Raw genomic sequence first — 14,587 nt, 5'->3', positions numbered from 1 at the left:
AGATATCCCTTAACTTAGCCGCAGGCGGATTGTTGCCTGCCATGCAGGCGACGAAGTCGCAGCTTTAGCTGTATGTCACAACTGGATGAAAAAAGGCAGCTATTATACTGGAAATTCTGCCGCACGATAAGAGTCAATCCAGCATGGGAGCGATAACTTGCCCGTTTCATGCGGTATCGACACTTGGTTCATACTGACTGTACCCGGGTTTTTCACGCGGGTATTGCGTATGCTCACAAAAATTAACAATATTTGTCGCCGCTTTCCTCTTTAATCGCGCTTAAGGTGTAGTGAAATCCGCTATTTTTAGGAGAGTGATTATCATGCTGAAACTCAACGCGACCACAACCGCCCTGGTGGTTATTGATTTACAGGAAGGAATTCTTCCGTTTGCCGGCGGCCCGTATACGGCAAATGAGGTGGTCGCCCGCGCCGCGCGGCTGGCGGAAAAGTGTCGCGCCAACGGCTCACCCGTGGTTATGGTACGCGTTGGATGGTCTGATGATTATGCCGAAGCGTTAAAACAGCCGGTGGATGCCGCAACGCCTGCGCACGCATTGCCGGAAAACTGGTGGACCTGGCCTACGGCATTGGGTAAAAAGGACAGCGATCTGGAAGTGACTAAACGCCAGTGGGGCGCGTTTTACGGCACCGACCTGGAATTACAGCTTCGCCGCCGGGGTATCGACACCATCATATTGTGCGGGATCTCAACCAATATCGGCGTCGAATCCACAGCGCGTAACGCCTGGGAGTTAGGATTTAACCTTATTATTGCCGAAGATGCCTGTAGCGCCGCCAGCAGTGAGCAGCATCAGAGCAGTATGACGCATATTTTCCCGCGCATTGGCCGGGTACGCAGCGTAGAGGATATTTTAAACGCCTTATGATCTACATTGGCTTGCCGCAATGGTCGCACCCGAAATGGGCGCGGCTCGGCATCACCAGTCTGGAAGAGTATGCCCGCCACTTTAACTGCGTGGAGGGCAACACCACGCTTTACGCGCTGCCGAAAGCGGAAATTGTCGATCGCTGGTATGCGCAAACTACGGACGATTTCCGTTTTTGCTTTAAATTTCCCGCCACCATTTCTCACCAGGCCGCGCTGCGCCATTGCGACGATCTGGTACAGGCGTTTTTTACCCGGCTGGAGCCGCTGGAAACGCGTATTGGCCAATACTGGCTGCAGTTGCCCGCCGCCTTTGGACCGCGCGATCTCCCCGCCTTATGGCAGTTTCTTGATGCGCTCCCCGCCACGTTTACCTATGGCGTAGAAGTTCGTCATCCGTGTTTTTTTGACAAGGGTGAGGATGAACAGCGGCTCAATCGCGGGTTACACGCGCGCGGCGTAAACCGCGTGATCCTGGATAGTCGTCCGGTTCATGCCGCCCATCCCCACAGCGAGGCCGTCCGCGACGCGCAGCGAAAAAAGCCCAAAGTCCCGGTACATGCAGTCGTGACGGCTAGTCATCCGATGGTGCGTTTTATCGGTAGCGATAATATGGCGCAAAACCGTGAATTTTTCGCCGCCTGGTTGCAGAAACTCCCGCAGTGGCGGCAGACCACCACGCCTTTTCTGTTTTTACATACTCCGGATATCGCGCAGGCGCCGGAACTGGTGAATACGCTTTGGCATGATTTACGCAGCGTCTTACCGGAAATCGGCACTGCTCCGTCCATTCCACAGCAATCTTCTCTTTTCTGAAAATGCCCCCTATCATAGACAGTGCCATCAGCCATTTTAAAAGGGAGTTTGTATGGTAAGCGCGCTGTATGCCGTTTTGGGTGCGTTATTATTAATGAAGTTCTCTTTTAATGTCGTTCGCTTGCGAATGCAGTACCGTGTCGCCTATGGCGACGGCGGTTTTAGCGAATTGCAAAGCGCCATCCGTATTCATGGCAACGCGGTGGAATATATTCCTGTCGCGCTGGTGCTGCTGCTGTTTATGGAAATGAACGGCGCCGAAACGTGGATGGTGCATATCTGCGGCATCATTTTAATCGCCGGTCGGCTGATGCATTATTACGGTTTTCACCACCGCCTGTTCCGCTGGCGGCGGGCGGGGATGAGCGCGACCTGGTGCGCATTGTTGCTGATGGTGCTGGCAAACCTGTGGTATATGCCCTGGGAGTTGGTTTTCTCCCTGTATTAGCGCACAATATGCGCCTTTATTTTTCCCGGATGTATACGTTATGTCTCACCGCGACACGCTTTTTTCTGCGCCTATCGCCCGTCTCGGCGACTGGACTTTTGATGAACGAGTAGCCGAAGTTTTTCCCGACATGATTCAGCGTTCGGTACCAGGCTACTCCAACATCATCTCCATGATCGGCATGTTAGCTGAACGCTTTGTGCAGCCGAACACGCAGGTCTACGATCTGGGCTGCTCGCTGGGTGCCGCGACGCTGTCTGTTCGGCGTAATATCCGCCATGAGCATTGTCGCATTATCGCCGTCGATAACTCCCCGGCCATGATTGAACGCTGCCGCCGTCATATTGATGCGTATAAAGCGCCTACGCCGGTTGAAGTCGTTGAAGGCGATATCCGCGATATCACTATTGAAAACGCCTCGATGGTGGTGCTGAATTTTACCCTGCAATTCCTTGAACCTGCCGAACGCCAGGCATTGCTGGATAAGATTTACCTGGGGTTGAATCCCGGCGGCGCGCTGGTACTGTCGGAAAAATTTAGCTTTGAAGACGCGAAAGTGGGCGAGCTGTTATTCAACATGCACCACGATTTTAAACGCGCTAATGGGTACAGCGAACTGGAGATCAGCCAGAAGCGCAGTATGCTGGAAAACGTGATGCTCACCGACTCGGTGGAAACACATAAAGCGCGCCTGCGTCAGGCGGGTTTCGAACACAGTGAACTGTGGTTCCAGTGCTTTAATTTCGGGTCGCTTGTCGCGTTAAAAGCCGGAGTTGCCGCATGATCGAGTTTGGTAACTTTTATCAGCTCATTGCTAAAAATCATCTCTCCCACTGGCTGGAAACATTGCCCGCGCAGATTGCCGCCTGGCAACGCGAGCAGCAGCATGGCTTGTTTAAACAGTGGTCGAACGCGGTAGAATTTTTACCGGAAATTACGCCCTGGCGGCTGGATTTACTGCACAGTGTCACGGCGGAAAGCGAAACGCCGCTCAGCGAAGGTCAGCTAAAGCGTATTGATACATTGCTGCGTAATCTGATGCCGTGGCGTAAAGGCCCGTTCTCGCTTTATGGCGTAGATATTGATACCGAATGGCGCTCCGACTGGAAGTGGGATCGCGTACTGCCGCATCTGTCAGATTTAACCGGCCGGACGATCCTTGATGTCGGCTGCGGCAGCGGCTATCACCTGTGGCGGATGATTGGCGCGGGCGCACATCTGGCGGTCGGCATCGATCCTACACAGCTTTTCCTCTGCCAGTTTGAGGCGGTGCGTAAACTGTTGGGTAACGATCAGCGCGCGCATCTGCTGCCGTTAGGCATTGAACAACTCCCGGCGCTGAAAGCATTTGATACCGTCTTCTCGATGGGGGTGCTTTATCACCGTCGCTCGCCGCTGGAGCATCTGTGGCAGTTAAAAGATCAGTTGGTCAACGAGGGTGAACTGGTACTGGAAACGCTGGTCGTCGACGGCGACGAAAATACCGTTTTGGTGCCGGGTGACCGCTACGCGCAGATGCGTAACGTCTATTTTATTCCTTCCGCGCCGGCATTAAAAAAATGGCTGGAAAAATGCGGCTTTATTGACGTGCGTATCGCCGATGTCTGCGTCACTACCACCGAAGAGCAACGCCGTACCAAATGGATGGTTACCGAGTCGCTGGCCGATTTCCTTGACCCGAACGATCGCAGCAAGACGGTGGAAGGCTATCCCGCCCCGCAGCGCGCGGTGCTGATTGCGCGTAAACCGTGATGGATTGCCGAATGACCGTTACGTATAGCACCGTTTCTCCAAAATAGTTCAAGTTGCAGCAAGGCGGCAACGCAGCAAATCCCCGGGAACGTAGGTAGCTACGTGACCGGGGTGCGCGAGGCGGCCAACGCTGCTGCGGCTTGAAATATGAAGGAGAAAAAAAGGCCCCTGTTGAATTGGCAGGGGCCTGGTACGAGCAAGCATCATATTGGGCGACATGATGCAACGGTAAAAATCATTTGGCCTGATGGCGAACAATGATTCCTTTCATTTCAGCGACCGCCGCACCCTCTACCCTATAGCGAGAATACTCGTCCGCCTGTATATCGGCAGACATCGATAACCCCTGATTGCGATAGCGCATCGGCGAAGGCAGTAAGACTCCGGCGGAACTGTGTACTTCCCGTACTCCGGCATCGAGGAAATTCTGCAGGTTATTTGCACGAACCCCCGCACCAGCCATAATGATTGGAGCATCCCCCTGGGCAATAAGTTCCATAATTATTGATAAACCTTGCGCCGCATCGGCTTTTTGCCCGGAAGTCAGTACTCTTGATACGCCTGCGTCAGCCAGATTCTTTAGCGCATTGAAGGGATTAGCGCACATATCGAAGGCGCGGTGGAATGTCACTGCCAGCGGTCCGGCCGCCGCCATTATTTTTTCCATTCGCGACATATCGACATCCCCATCAACGGTCAACACGCCAGTAACCAGCCCGGGAAACCCCAACTCTCTGACGAGGCGGATATCTTCCAGCATGGCGGCAAATTCGCCGTCAGTGTAGTAAAAATCCCCGCCACGAGGACGAATAATCGGATGTACGGGAATCGTAATATGCTCGCGCACGCTGCGTAAGACGCCCAGCGAAGGCGTAAGCCCGCCTTCTTTCGGCGCGGCGCACAGTTCGATACGATCCGCGCCGTTTCGCTGCGCGGTGAGCGCGCATTCCATGCTGTAACAACAGATCTCAAGTAACGCCATATTCACTCCGCTCGGCAGGTTAATGGGCCGCCTGTTCGCTGGCGACAATCGCTTCAATCGACCATGGATGAAATTTTACCGTGATGCGGCCATCGGTCACGGCCAGCGTAGGGTTTGGCAAACGTTCATGCTCGCCCTGTGGCGAACTGGTTTTAACCACGATCCCCGGCTGACTAAGCCCCTCATCCGACAACAACGCCAGCGCCCTCGCGTTCAAGGTCTCCGGCTCGCCGGGCAGCACGATTTCAATATGCTCCCACCCTTCGTGTGGATAGCGTTTTTCTCCCGGCCACGGTAATTCAATAACAGAAAACCGCCAGTGTTCCACACATACCGGTTCATGCAGTTTAAACAGACAAATCGGCCTGCCGTTGATGATATTTTCCGACAGTAGCTCGCCGCATTGTTCAAAACCGCGACGCCAACGCTCCGCCGTCGTATTCTGGTGACAGCGCAATGAAATGTGATCGGCCTCAAGGGCGCTAATCTGCAGACCAAGGCGAGTGGAAAGTTCTCTGAACGCCAGAGTGAATCGCGGTAAATCTGCGGAAATATCATGCAGTTCATCAATGTGTTGCCAGTTCGCCATATCAGGACGCTCTTCTTGCTGTGAAAACCGCTAATTTACGCTGTTGCGCCCCGGCAACCAACCTTTGATTTGATTGGGCGTTTATTGAATGCTTATGCAGATTATTGTTGCGTATATTTCAGGCGACGCGCCGCGCGCGCAATGCTGACGCCAACGGGCATTTGCAGTATACTCCCGCCCTAATTCTTAAACTGGCGCGGGCAATACAGTCCGCTTCATAAACGTAAGGTATTCCGGTGAATATTCAGGCTCTTCTCTCAGAAAAAGTTAGTCAGGCCATGATTGCTGCAGGCGCGCCTGCAGATTGCGAGCCCCAGGTTCGTCAGTCAGCCAAAGTTCAGTTCGGCGACTATCAGGCCAACGGCATGATGGCAGTTGCGAAAAAACTGGGTATGGCCCCCCGACAACTTGCAGAGCAGGTGCTGACTCATCTGGATCTCAGCGGCATCGCCAACAAGGTTGAAATCGCCGGCCCTGGCTTTATCAATATTTTCCTCGAACCGGCTTTTCTCGCTGAACAGGTGCAACAGGCGCTGGCCTCCGATCGTCTGGGCGTTTCTCAGCCGACTCGTCAGACGATTGTCGTCGACTACTCCGCGCCCAACGTCGCGAAAGAGATGCACGTCGGTCATCTACGCTCCACAATTATCGGCGATGCGGCAGTGCGCACGCTGGAGTTTCTGGGCCATCATGTTATTCGCGCTAACCACGTCGGCGACTGGGGAACCCAGTTCGGTATGCTGATCGCCTGGCTGGAAAAACAGCAGCAGGAAAACGCGGGCGACATGGCGCTGGCGGATCTCGAAGGATTTTACCGCGATGCGAAAAAGCATTATGACGAAGATGAAGCGTTTGCCGAGCGCGCGCGTAACTACGTCGTCAAATTGCAGAGCGGTGATACCTATTTCCGTGAGATGTGGCGTAAGCTGGTTGACATCACGATGACGCAAAACCAGATCACCTATGATCGTCTGAACGTCACTCTGACGCGTGACGATGTGATGGGCGAAAGTCTGTATAATCCGATGCTGCCGGGCATCGTCGCCGATCTGAAAGCCAAAGGCCTGGCGGTTGAAAGCGAAGGCGCAACGGTGGTTTTCCTTGATGAGTTTAAAAACAAGGAAGGCGACCCGATGGGCGTCATTATTCAGAAGAAAGATGGCGGTTATCTGTATACCACTACCGATATCGCCTGCGCCAAATACCGTTACGAAACGCTGCACGCCGACCGCGTGCTCTACTACATTGACTCCCGTCAGCACCAGCACCTGATGCAAGCCTGGACCATTGTGCGCAAAGCCGGTTATGTGCCGGATTCCGTTCCGCTGGAACACCACATGTTCGGCATGATGTTGGGTAAAGACGGTAAACCGTTTAAAACTCGCGCGGGCGGTACGGTGAAACTGGCGGATCTGTTGGATGAGGCGCTGGAGCGCGCGCGTCGTCTGGTGGCGGAGAAGAACCCGGATATGCCGGCTGACGAGCTGGAAAAACTGGCTAACGCCGTCGGTATTGGCGCGGTGAAATACGCCGATCTGTCAAAAAACCGCACCACTGACTATATCTTCGACTGGGATAATATGTTGGCTTTCGAAGGCAATACCGCTCCTTATATGCAGTATGCCTATACGCGTGTGCTGTCTGTTTTCCGTAAAGCGGACATCGACGAGCAGGCGCTGGCGAGCGCGCCGGTTATCATTAGCGAAGATCGCGAAGCGCAGCTCGCTGCCCGTTTGCTGCAGTTTGAAGAAACCCTGACGGTGGTCGCGCGTGAAGGTACGCCGCACGTCATGTGCGCGTATCTGTATGACGTCGCCGGGCTGTTCTCCGGCTTCTACGAGCACTGCCCTATTCTCAGCGCCGAGAATGACGCGGTTCGCAATAGCCGCCTAAAACTGGCGCAACTGACGGCGAAGACGCTGAAACTGGGTCTGGATACGTTGGGTATCGAAACCGTAGAACGCATGTAAACGCGCCGTCGTTAACATCATCAGGCCTGACTCCGGGTAACGGACTCAGGCCTTTTTATTGCCACTGCGGTATATCTGTAACAAATCACAAGGAATGACACATTTCTATAGAGAGATGGAACATCTTTTACCTGTGCTGGCGCTGACCGCCCCGTATCATTAGGCGGCGGATTGTTCAGGTACAGGTAATGACTTTTAAAGACTTTGATGCGGAAGAGAAACTCTTCCTGAGACGTGTGATTGTGGCGTTTGGTGTAGTGGTTGTCTGCTTTGGTATCCTGATCTTCAACCTCTATAACTTGCAAATCCGCCAGCACCACTACTACACCACCCGTTCGAATGAGAACGATATCAAGATGCTACCCGTCGCGCCCACGCGCGGCATCATTTACGATCGCAACGGCATTCCGCTGGTGCGTAACGTAACCTGGTATGATATCGCGGTTACGCCCTATAAAATTGCCGATATGGATGCGCTGCTAAAACAGCTCACCCCTATTGTTGATCTCTCCCCCGATGATATCGCCGACTTTCGCCGCGCGCTAAAATCCAGTAGCCGCTATCGTCCGGTAGTGCTCAAAAACGCGCTAACGGATGTTGAAATCGCACGCTTTGCGGTCAATCAGTTTCATTTCAACGGCGTCACGATCAATAGCTATCAGGATCGGCAGTATCCTTACGGCGCGGAGCTGGCGCATGTTCTCGGTTACGTGTCAAAGATAAACGATAACGACCTTAAAGCGCTGGATAAAAAAGGGCTGGCAGAGAATTACGCGGCGGACCATAACATCGGTAAACAGGGGATTGAGCGTTACTACGAAAACGATCTTCATGGCAAAACCGGTTATCAGGAGGTCGAGGTGGATAATCACGGGCGTATTGTCCGCCTGCTGAAAGACGTTCCTCCCATCGCGGGTAAGAACATTCACCTGACGCTGGATCTCCATTTACAAGAGTACATTGAAAGTTTGCTGGCCGGGCAGCGTGCTGCCGTACTGGTTGAAGATCCGCACGATGGTTCAGTGCTGGCGATGGTATCTATGCCCAGCTACGATCCGAACCCCTTTGTAAAAGGCATTAGCTATCAGGATTACGGCAAACTGCTGCACGATAAAAATCTGCCGCTGATCAACCGCGTGACGCAAGGGCTTTATCCTCCGGCGTCAACGGTTAAACCCTATATGGCGATGTCCGCGCTGTTAAGCGGGATTATTACGCCGCAAACCACCTTCTTTGGCGCGCCAACCTGGACGCTTCCCGGCACGCAGCGGCATTACCGGGACTGGAAAAAAACCGGACACGGTATGCTGGATGTCACTAAAGCGATTGAGGAATCTGCGGATACCTTTTTCTATCAGGTTGCTTATATGATGGGTATTGACCGTATCGACACGATGTTGTCTCAGTTCGGCTATGGCAAACCGACGGGGATCGACCTTAATGAAGAGTATGACGGGCTGCTTCCCAGCCGCGCATGGAAACAGCGGGTCCATAAAAAAGCCTGGTATCAGGGCGATACCATCTCTGTCGGCATCGGCCAGGGCTACTGGATTGCCACCCCCATCCAGATGGTAAAAGCGATGGTGGCGCTCATCAACAACGGTAAGGTGATTGCCCCTCACCTGTTACTCAATGAAGAGAGCGGCAAAACGGTGGTTCCGTATCGCCCTTCAGGAACACCGGCACAGATAGCCGATCCGGCGTCGCCATACTGGGGACTGGTGCGTCAGGCGATGTACGGCATGGCGAATGCACCCAACGGAACGGGCTATAAGTTCTTTCACACCGCGCCCTACGGCATTGCGGCCAAAAGCGGCACGTCGCAGGTGTTTAGCCTGAAAGAAAATCAGACCTACAATGCGAAAATGATCCCCATTCGCCTGCGCGATCATGTGTTTTATACCGCTTTTGCACCGTATAAAAACCCTAAGGTCGCTATTGCCTTGATTCTGGAAAACGGCGGAAGCGACGGCGTTACCGCCGCGCCCATCATGCGAAAAATCCTTGACCACCTGTTTGATCCACAGGCTGATACCACACAGTCGGGTCAGGCGCCATAGTCAAATAAGCAAAGCGCCATCAGACAAGGATACGACCGGAATATCCGCATACATCAGAAATAGTTACGCAGATATTCCGTCAAACACAGCATAGCCATCGCCTGCCCGTAAGGCATAGAGGTCAACGGAATATGACGGTAAAAATCGAGATCGTGGCCCATGCCAGTGCCAAATGACGTTTGCAGCAGTTCACCTTCCGGCGAGATATGTTTCACTATCCCCCGAATAGCTTTTTCCGCCACCTGCGCATAGTGCCGCCCGACATAGCGTTTGCGCACCGCTTTAAGAATACCGTAGGCAAAACCCGCCGTCGCCGACGCCTCAAGATAAGAGTGCGGATCGTCAAGCAGCGTATGCCACAAACCGCTTTCATCCTGACATTTCGCCAGCGCGGCGATCTGCGCATTCAGTACCTGGACCAGGTAACGGCGCACGGCATTATTTTCCGGCAAGTCCAGCAGTTCAAGAAAATCCGGGATCACAATGGTCAGCCAACTGTTGCCGCGCGCCCAGCGAGCGTTAGCGAAGTTATGATGACCGTCATAGCTCCAGCCGTGGAACCACAGCCCCGTCTCTTTATCCATCAAATTCTGCACGTGTAGCAGGAACTGATAGGTTGCCTCTTCCACATATTCCGGCCGGTTCAGCAGCTTACCGATTTTCGCCAGCGGCAGCACCGTCATCATTAGCGTGTCGTCCCACATCTGCTGATGATTTTCCTCCGCCAGCGTGATGTGCTGCATTCCACCGTGATCGGTTCGGGGCATTTCATTCATCGCCCATTCGGCCCACGTTTCCAGCCACGGTAAATACGCTGGATTACGCGTCTCTTCATAGCGATACGCCAGCGTTAAAAATGGCGCCATCGTATTAACGTTTTTCGTCGTCGCGCCTTCCGCAAAACGATCGGCAAACCAGTCATCAATGATCTTACGCATCGTCTGGTCGCCGGTCTGTTGGTAATAGTGATACATTCCGTACAGGCCCACGCCGTGCGTCCACTCCCATCCGGCCCAGCCTTTAGTATCGATCACGCGTCCGTCGTCCAGTCGCAATAAAAATTCGCCTGTCTCATCTTTAATATTGACCAGGTTATGCGTCACCTTTTGCACCAGGGCTTTTAGTTCATCTCTGGCGATAAAATGCTCAGGCTGACGCAATAGCGGACTGTGTTTGACTGGATAAACCATCATTTGCTTAACCTCTGTGTAATGTCGAATTCAGTGCTGCGTGCAGTTTTACCGCCGACGCAGTCGATTCGCTACAGTAAAAGCTAAGCTGGGCGGAAACCTTTTTGTTTCTGCCATTGCCAGAGCGTAAATGGCAAAAACGCAAAGAGTTCGGCAACCTACCTCACCATTTTATAAAACGGTGTTTCTATTTATTCAAAAAGAGAGTCAGGTCTGTTACCTGGTAAAGAAAGGGGCGGTTAGCGGTAGTTCACAATCACCTGATTGCTCCGCACTTTTAACGCCGGGATAAGTCGGCCGCCGCCGGGGACTTCCCAGACAAAGCGGAGCGGCTCGACTGCGGGAACATGAGCAAAACCGTGGGTCGTGCCACTCTGACCATCAAGTTCTACGCAACGGGACTGGGAACATAAACGTACCCGTAAGCCCGCGGGGGTCGGGCCATTCAGTTCATAACGCCAGGCGACCAACGTCATCACACCGGAAACCGGCTGACGCGCCGACAATGGCGAAGACGATGCGGAAACGCCCCGGTAATTTAAGGTTACGCCCATACCGCTATCCTGCCACGCGCCTTCGCCTGCGGCCTGAACCGTCAGGGGAAAGAGCAACAACGCCAGCCATTTACGCATTATTTTCCTCCAATGGTCGCCGTCATGCGGATATGACGGTTATCGGAAAGCTCAAGGTTCGACAACACCACCAGCTGCGGTAAACTGCGCCGCAAAAAGCGGGACAATAATGGACGTAGCGCATGGTTAACCAGTAATACCGGCGGCGCGCCAAGCATCTCCTGGCGAGAAAGCGCCTCTTGCGTCTGCGCCAGCAGGCGATCCGCCAACCCCGGCTCAAGTCCACCGCCGCCCTGCAATGCCTGAAGCAGCAAACGCTCCAGCGCGGTATCCAGGCCAATCACCTGCACTTCTTCATTACCGGGGAACCACTGTTGCGTAATCGCTCGTCCTAATGCCACGCGTACCACGGCGGTTAATTCATGCGGATCGCTTTGTAACGGCGCATGTTCCGCCAGCGTTTCCAGAATGGTGCGCATATCGCGAATCGGGACTTTTTCCGCCAGTAAGTTTTGCAGGACTTTATGTAAAGTCGTGAGGGTCACGACGCCGGGGACCAGATCTTCCGTGAGTTTAGGCATCTCCTGAGAGACACGATCCAACAGTTGCTGCGCTTCCTGGCGGCCAAACAGTTCGGCGGAGAATTGGCCAATCAAGTGGTTAAGGTGCGTCGCCACAACGGTACTGGCTTCAACAACGGTAAAGCCCTGAATTTGCGCCTGCTCTTTCAGGGCGCTTTCAATCCAGATGGCATCAAGGCCAAAAGCTGGATCGACGGTTTTCTCACCCGGTAGCGTTCCCGCCGCCGTGCCGGGGTTAATAGCCAGCCAGCGTCCCGGATAGGCGTCCCCGCTGCCAATCTCTACCCCTTTCATCAAAATACGGTAGCGCGCAGGCTGTAAATCCATATTGTCGCGAATATGGACAACCGGCGGCAGGAACCCCATATCCTGAGCGAATTTTTTACGAATACTGCGAATACGTCCGAGCAATTCGCCATCCTGTTGAAAATCCACCATCGGGATCAGGCGGTAGCCCACTTCCATCCCCAGTGAATCCTCAAGCTGTACGTCATTCCAGGTGGCTTCGACCACCGAGTTATTTTCCGGCATTTTTACCGGCTGCGGCTCCTCCGGCGCTTTTTCTTCACGCCCGCGCAGCCACCATGCCAGGCCGAGCAAAGCGGCGGTAAAGAGTAAAAATACCAGGTTAGGCATTCCTGGCACCATGCCAAGCAGCCCCAGCACCGCCGCCGCCAGCAGCATCACCCTTGGATTACTGAACAGTTGGCCAACCATCTGCTCGCCTACATCCTGATCGGTACTGACGCGGGTCACAATGACGCCCGCCGCCGTGGAGATAACCAGCGCCGGGATCTGGGCGACCAGGCCGTCGCCAATGGTCAGCAGGGTGTAGCTTTCCGCCGCGCTGCCTATGCTCATTCCGTGCTGCAATACGCCGACCAGCAGCCCGCCTACCACGTTAATGACCATGATGAGAATACCGGCGATGGCGTCGCCGCGCACAAATTTACTTGCCCCGTCCATCGAGCCGTAGAAATCGGCTTCCTGAGTGACTTCCGAACGCCGTTTTTTGGCCTCGTCTTCACCAATCAGACCGGCATTAAGATCGGCGTCAATCGCCATTTGCTTGCCGGGCATACCGTCCAGCACAAAGCGCGCGCCGACTTCGGCAATACGTCCGGCGCCTTTGGTGATGACCATGAAGTTGATAATGACGAGGATGATAAAAACCACAATCCCGATCGCGAAGTTACCACCGACCAGGAAATGACCAAACGCCTCCACCACCTTTCCCGCCGCCGCCGCGCCGGTATGCCCTTCCATCAAAATAATGCGCGTTGAGGCTACGTTAAGCGCCAGACGCAGTAGCGTGGTAAACAGCAGAATGGTCGGAAACGCGGCAAAATCCAGAGTACGCTGGGTAAACATCGCCACCAGCAGCACCATGATCGATAGCGCAATATTAAAGGTAAACAATAAGTCGAGGATAAAAGCAGGTAGCGGCAGCACCATCATCGACAAAATCAGCAGAATGAGGATCGGCCCGGCAAGAATTTGCCATTGCGTCGATTTCAGGTTGCTGGGCAGGCGCAGCATCGCGACCAGATTAGCCATCAGTATTCTTCTCGTTCATAAAATCCAGCGCTTCTGGCACCGGAAGGTTCTCAGGTTGTGGAGGACGTTGCCCGCCCGCAAGCCGCCAGCGTTTAAGCTGCCAGACCCAGGCCAACACTTCCGCAACGGCAGCATATAACTGCCCGGGAATTTGCTGACCAATTTCGGCGTGGCGATATAATGCCCGCGCCAGCGGCGGCGCTTCTAAAGTGGGAACCCGATGTTCAGCGCCGATCTCGCGAATGCGCAGCGCTATTAATCCAGCCCCCTTCGCGACCACTTTCGGCGCGCTCATTTTGTTTTCGTCATACTGCAGCGCCACGGAATAGTGCGTCGGGTTAGTGACAATGACGTCCGCTTTCGGCACATCTTCCATCATGCGGCGCTGCGCGGCGGCGCGTTGCATCTGGCGAATTTTGCCCTTAACATGCGGATCGCCTTCGCTCTCTTTAAATTCGTCGCGAATGTCCTGTCGCGACATGCGTAATTTTTTCAGGTGGCTAAAGATCTGGAAAAACACGTCAAATCCCACCATCGGAATCACGCCCAGTACCACCAGTAACGCGCAGAGTCCAACCAGATCCAGCGCATTCCCCATTGCGACGATCGGCGACTCCGCCATCAGACGCATCATTTGCGGCCAGTTATGCCAGAGATAAAAGCCGGTAACGCAGCCGACCAGCGTGGATTTCAACACCGCTTTTAGCAGTTCCGCGCCGGTCTGCGCCGAAAACATGCGCTTAATTCCCGGCAGCGGGTTTAATTTAGAAAATTTTGGCTGTAGCGACTTACCGCTAAAAATCAGGCCGCCAAGCATAACCGGCGAGATAAGCGCCACCAGCACCACGCCCGCGATGAGCGGTAGCAGTGCCATCATCGCCGCTTTAATCAGCAAAATTATCTGCCCCAGGATCAGGTTAGGATCGTTCACCATACGGTGATCGAAGTGCAGGCCTGCTGAAAGCATTCCCGCCAGCTGCCGCGCTAACGACTCGCCGCCGAACCAAATAATACAAACGCCCACCAGCAATATCAGCAGTGAGGTCAGTTCTCTGGAACGGGGGATCTGCCCTTCTTCCCGCGCTTTTTCAAGTCGGTGGGGGGTGGGGGCTTCTGTTTTGTCGTCGTCGCTCTCTTCTGCCACGCAGCAAACCCTGGATAGATTGATAAGCGAGAATGAT

The 14,587-nt window shown here is 54.0% G+C and carries 13 protein-coding genes; 7 read left to right on the top strand and 6 right to left on the bottom strand.

The features are described from left to right. Window positions 1–323 precede the first annotated feature (323 nt). From ACLJPE_RS01660 to cmoB, 5 genes are read left to right on the top strand one after another with little or no spacing between them, the layout of a single operon-like run. Window positions 324–890, top strand: a complete 567-nt coding sequence (locus ACLJPE_RS01660) for a hydrolase (protein ID WP_000916144.1) — start codon at window positions 324–326, stop codon at window positions 888–890. Continuing rightward, window positions 887–1,705, top strand: a complete 819-nt coding sequence (locus ACLJPE_RS01655; RefSeq protein WP_000639235.1) for a DUF72 domain-containing protein — start codon at window positions 887–889, stop codon at window positions 1,703–1,705. Before ACLJPE_RS01660 ends, ACLJPE_RS01655 begins: the two co-directional genes overlap by 4 nt. A gap of 52 nt (window positions 1,706–1,757) precedes the next feature. Further along, window positions 1,758–2,153 carry an MAPEG family protein gene (locus tag ACLJPE_RS01650; RefSeq protein ID WP_000252975.1) on the top strand — a complete coding sequence of 132 codons (396 nt, stop codon included), beginning with the start codon at window positions 1,758–1,760 and terminating at the stop codon, window positions 2,151–2,153. Window positions 2,154–2,193: 40 nt separating this feature from the next. Beyond that, window positions 2,194–2,937 carry a carboxy-S-adenosyl-L-methionine synthase CmoA gene (cmoA, locus tag ACLJPE_RS01645; protein WP_000019609.1) on the top strand — a complete coding sequence of 248 codons (744 nt, stop codon included), beginning with the start codon at window positions 2,194–2,196 and terminating at the stop codon, window positions 2,935–2,937. Beyond that, the gene (gene cmoB / locus ACLJPE_RS01640; protein WP_023208332.1) at window positions 2,934–3,905 is read left to right on the top strand and encodes a tRNA 5-methoxyuridine(34)/uridine 5-oxyacetic acid(34) synthase CmoB; all 972 of its coding nucleotides are present in this window, start codon (window positions 2,934–2,936) and stop codon (window positions 3,903–3,905) included. The genes cmoA and cmoB overlap by 4 nt, the downstream gene beginning before the upstream one ends. Before the next feature lie 235 nt (window positions 3,906–4,140). Here cmoB and cutC read toward each other — a convergent pair whose 3' ends face one another. Beyond that, window positions 4,141–4,887 carry a copper homeostasis protein CutC gene (gene cutC / locus ACLJPE_RS01635; RefSeq protein ID WP_001185781.1) on the bottom strand — a complete coding sequence of 249 codons (747 nt, stop codon included), beginning with the start codon at window positions 4,885–4,887 and terminating at the stop codon, window positions 4,141–4,143. Between the two features lie 19 nt (window positions 4,888–4,906). Then, the gene (locus ACLJPE_RS01630; protein WP_000024794.1) at window positions 4,907–5,476 is read right to left on the bottom strand and encodes a VOC family protein; all 570 of its coding nucleotides are present in this window, start codon (window positions 5,474–5,476) and stop codon (window positions 4,907–4,909) included. A 236-nt stretch (window positions 5,477–5,712) separates the two neighbouring features. Here ACLJPE_RS01630 and argS point away from each other — a divergent pair, with 236 nt between their 5' ends. Beyond that, complete coding sequence (argS, locus tag ACLJPE_RS01625) at window positions 5,713–7,446, top strand: arginine--tRNA ligase (protein WP_031601847.1); 1,734 nt, start codon at window positions 5,713–5,715, stop codon at window positions 7,444–7,446. A gap of 188 nt (window positions 7,447–7,634) precedes the next feature. Continuing rightward, on the top strand, window positions 7,635–9,506 hold the full coding sequence (gene mrdA, locus ACLJPE_RS01620) for a penicillin-binding protein 2 (protein WP_031601848.1): 1,872 nt from the start codon (window positions 7,635–7,637) through the stop codon (window positions 9,504–9,506). A gap of 53 nt (window positions 9,507–9,559) precedes the next feature. Here mrdA and ACLJPE_RS01615 read toward each other — a convergent pair whose 3' ends face one another. The 4 genes from ACLJPE_RS01615 to flhB all read right to left on the bottom strand — a co-directional run bounded on the left by ACLJPE_RS01615 (window position 9,560) and on the right by flhB (window position 14,550). Continuing rightward, window positions 9,560–10,699 (bottom strand): glycoside hydrolase family 105 protein, encoded by a 1,140-nt coding sequence (locus ACLJPE_RS01615; RefSeq protein ID WP_000989909.1) that lies wholly within the window; start codon window positions 10,697–10,699, stop codon window positions 9,560–9,562. 236 nt (window positions 10,700–10,935) lie between these two features. Further along, window positions 10,936–11,328 (bottom strand): flagellar protein FlhE, encoded by a 393-nt coding sequence (gene flhe, locus ACLJPE_RS01610; protein WP_001233619.1) that lies wholly within the window; start codon window positions 11,326–11,328, stop codon window positions 10,936–10,938. Further along, a complete protein-coding gene (gene flhA, locus ACLJPE_RS01605; protein ID WP_000002386.1) occupies window positions 11,328–13,406 on the bottom strand; it encodes a flagellar biosynthesis protein FlhA in 2,079 nt (692 codons plus the stop codon). The genes flhe and flhA overlap by 1 nt, the downstream gene beginning before the upstream one ends. Continuing rightward, window positions 13,399–14,550 carry a flagellar biosynthesis protein FlhB gene (gene flhB / locus ACLJPE_RS01600; protein WP_000797084.1) on the bottom strand — a complete coding sequence of 384 codons (1,152 nt, stop codon included), beginning with the start codon at window positions 14,548–14,550 and terminating at the stop codon, window positions 13,399–13,401. The genes flhA and flhB overlap by 8 nt, the downstream gene beginning before the upstream one ends. Window positions 14,551–14,587: the final 37 nt, after the last annotated feature.

Source organism: Salmonella sp. SAL04196 (genome assembly GCF_046550835.1).
Lineage (GTDB): Bacteria > Pseudomonadota > Gammaproteobacteria > Enterobacterales > Enterobacteriaceae > Salmonella > Salmonella enterica.
Note: the sequence above shows the minus strand (reverse complement) of the source record. Positions and strands in the feature narration are given on the sequence as shown.

Coding starts and splice junctions, on each gene's coding strand:
- ACLJPE_RS01660 (WP_000916144.1), top strand. CDS start 324: ATGCTGAAACTCAACGCGACCACAACCGCCCTGGTGGTTATTGATTTA.
- ACLJPE_RS01655 (WP_000639235.1), top strand. CDS start 887: ATGATCTACATTGGCTTGCCGCAATGGTCGCACCCGAAATGGGCGCGG.
- ACLJPE_RS01650 (WP_000252975.1), top strand. CDS start 1,758: ATGGTAAGCGCGCTGTATGCCGTTTTGGGTGCGTTATTATTAATGAAG.
- cmoA (WP_000019609.1), top strand. CDS start 2,194: ATGTCTCACCGCGACACGCTTTTTTCTGCGCCTATCGCCCGTCTCGGC.
- cmoB (WP_023208332.1), top strand. CDS start 2,934: ATGATCGAGTTTGGTAACTTTTATCAGCTCATTGCTAAAAATCATCTC.
- cutC (WP_001185781.1), bottom strand. CDS start 4,887: ATGGCGTTACTTGAGATCTGTTGTTACAGCATGGAATGCGCGCTCACC.
- ACLJPE_RS01630 (WP_000024794.1), bottom strand. CDS start 5,476: ATGGCGAACTGGCAACACATTGATGAACTGCATGATATTTCCGCAGAT.
- mrdA (WP_031601848.1), top strand. CDS start 7,635: ATGACTTTTAAAGACTTTGATGCGGAAGAGAAACTCTTCCTGAGACGT.
- ACLJPE_RS01615 (WP_000989909.1), bottom strand. CDS start 10,699: ATGATGGTTTATCCAGTCAAACACAGTCCGCTATTGCGTCAGCCTGAG.
- flhe (WP_001233619.1), bottom strand. CDS start 11,328: ATGCGTAAATGGCTGGCGTTGTTGCTCTTTCCCCTGACGGTTCAGGCC.
- flhA (WP_000002386.1), bottom strand. CDS start 13,406: ATGGCTAATCTGGTCGCGATGCTGCGCCTGCCCAGCAACCTGAAATCG.